2 protein-coding genes are annotated in these 2,178 nt (G+C 68.6%); one reads left to right on the top strand and one right to left on the bottom strand.

What is annotated here, in order from left to right; translation table 11 throughout:
* Positions 1–117 precede the first annotated feature (117 nt).
* The gene (gene mce, locus AB0I53_RS42385) at positions 118–564 is read right to left on the bottom strand and encodes a methylmalonyl-CoA epimerase (protein WP_358614985.1); all 447 of its coding nucleotides are present in this window, start codon (positions 562–564) and stop codon (positions 118–120) included.
* A gap of 133 nt (positions 565–697) precedes the next feature.
* On the opposite strand from mce, the gene AB0I53_RS42380 reads away from it, so the two are divergent.
* Complete coding sequence (locus tag AB0I53_RS42380) at positions 698–1,705, top strand: hypothetical protein (RefSeq protein WP_358614983.1); 1,008 nt, start codon at positions 698–700, stop codon at positions 1,703–1,705.
* Positions 1,706–2,178: the final 473 nt, after the last annotated feature.

Here is a 2,178-nt window from a genome sequence, read left to right as displayed (position 1 = left end):
CGGGGGGCGGCCTGCCACCCCCCCCCCCCCGGTTGCTGGCGCCCCCCCCCTCCCCGGTGTTGTTTTTTTTTTTTTTGTTGTGCCACAAAAAAAACCCCCCCGACCCAGGTGGCGTCCTCAGTGGACCTCTGCGGGTTCGACGAGTTCGACGAGGACGCCGCCGGCGTCCTTGGGGTGCACGAAGTTGATGCGGCTGTTCGCCGTGCCGCGGCGCGGTTCGTCGTAGAGCAGCCGCAAGCCCTTGGCGCGGATCGCCGCCATGGCCGCCTCGACGTCGGTCACCCGGTAGGCGAGCTGCTGCAGGCCGGGGCCGTTGCGATCCAGGAACTTCGCGATCGCCGAATCGTCGCTCAGCGGCGCGATGAGCTGGATCTGCGTCGCGCCGGTGGTGTCGCCGGGCGCCCGCAGCATCGCCTCGCGCACGCCCTGCTCCTCGTTGACCTCGGAGTGGGCGACCTCCAGGCCGAAGGTGTCCCGCTGGAAGGCGATGGCCGCGTCCAGATCCGCTACCGCGATGCCCACGTGATCCACTGCCGTGACCAGGCCGGTTAAGTCCTCTCGCATGCCCGCAGCCTAACTCGCGCTCACATTTTCCGGGAATACCGGCAAATCCGGAAGATCGAATTGCCCCAACGAGCGGAGTCGGGTGACCTTGCTACGCACGAGCATGTGGCTGATTCACGTGAGAGGGGCGAGGATGGCGAGGAAGCAACGTGGACCGGTTCGCGGGCTCGCGATCCTGACGGTGGCGCTCGGAGTCACCATCGGAGTAGGCCTACCCGCCGCGCTGGCCGCCGGAGGCGACGGCGTGACCAGCGGCGGAGGCGGCGACAACCCGAACGCGGACCAACTGCGCCGGGACCGGGCCTGGGTCGCGCCCGGGCCGCTGGCGTTCGGGACCGAGCCGTACGAAGCCGTGAGCACCGCCGCCGAGGAAGCGGCCGGAGCGGCCGACTGCAAGATCAGCGCCGAGGCCGCGACGAACCTGACGCTGTCCACGACGTGGCCGGAAGTGGCGGGATCCGGCAAGGCCCCGTCGCCGATGACCCTGTCCCGCTACGACGACCAGACGTCCCTCGCCGATCCCGAACAACGCGCCGAAGGCCTGTTCTTCAACCCCGGCGTCGGCATCTGGCAGCTCGACTCGGCCGGGCTCGGCGCCGAGGAAACCGCCGGGACCGCTATCGACTCGGTCGATGCCGCGCGGAAGATGGCGCCGTACATGGTCGGCAAGTACTGCGCCGCGACCAACGGCGGATCATCTGCCGCGAGTGCCCGCGCCGCCGCGTGGAAGGACTGGCACGCCTGCGACGCGGGAGCCTGCGAGGCGATCTACCAGCGGCTGGAAGCCGACGGCGTCACCAAGGACGCCAGCGTCACCAGGTACGGCGGGGCGCAGTCGCGCGACTGCACCTACGAGGGTGCCAAGTACGACTGCCTGTACGTCGACCCGAGCGAGGCGCAGGGCGAAAAGGCCTGGACCGCGCCTGACTTCGGACCGGCCCCGGTCCCGGCACCGTTCTACGTCTTCACCTACACGGAGGGTGGCAAGGACTACGAGGTGCGGTACTGGCTGAAAGCCGACTCCGGCGCGGACACCGACGTGTCGGCCTCCCGGGAACTCGGCGTCAACGCCCGGACCAAGCTGTCCTGGGCCGCCGAATCAAGCCTGTGCGACACCACCACCGGCACCGGCAACTGCTGAAAGCAAGGGAACCTTTCTGTCACCGACGCCCGCGTGGGTGAGAGCAAGGGAACCTTTCTGTCATGCCCGGCCGTCCGCGGGCGGCCGGGCAGCGCCGCCAGGGCTTGCGAGGAAGGGAGCCTTTCTGTCATCTGGGCGGCTGGATTGCCGTGGCGGGTGGCGTTGAGAGCATGGGAACTTTCCTGTCACCGACGCCTGTGGTGGCTGAAGCAAGGGAACCTTTCTGTCAGTCGTTGCGCCTGGTTATGGCAGTCGTCACAGGTGGCACCGGGTGTCACCGCGGGTATGGTCCGGGGGCGCCAGCGGGGCCATGATGGTGCTGCGACGCATCGATGACGTGGCAGTCGACGAGGACGCACCGGGAGGCAGTGGTGGGTAGTTCTGTGATCGTGGCGGGAGCGCGGACCCCGATGGGGCGGTTGCTCGGCTCGCTCAAGGACTTCTCCGGTGCTCAGCTTGGTGGGGTCGCGATC

Origin of the sequence: Saccharopolyspora sp. NPDC050389, assembly GCF_040655595.1 — a bacterium.
In the GTDB taxonomy this organism is placed as follows: Bacteria; Actinomycetota; Actinomycetes; order Mycobacteriales; family Pseudonocardiaceae; genus Saccharopolyspora.
Note: the sequence above shows the minus strand (reverse complement) of the source record. Positions and strands in the feature narration are given on the sequence as shown.

Bases quoted from the DNA above. Each gene is read 5' to 3' on its own strand.
- AB0I53_RS42380 (WP_358614983.1), top strand. From the start codon at position 698: ATGGCGAGGAAGCAACGTGGACCGGTTCGCGGGCTCGCGATCCTGACG.
- mce (WP_358614985.1), bottom strand. From the start codon at position 564: ATGCGAGAGGACTTAACCGGCCTGGTCACGGCAGTGGATCACGTGGGC.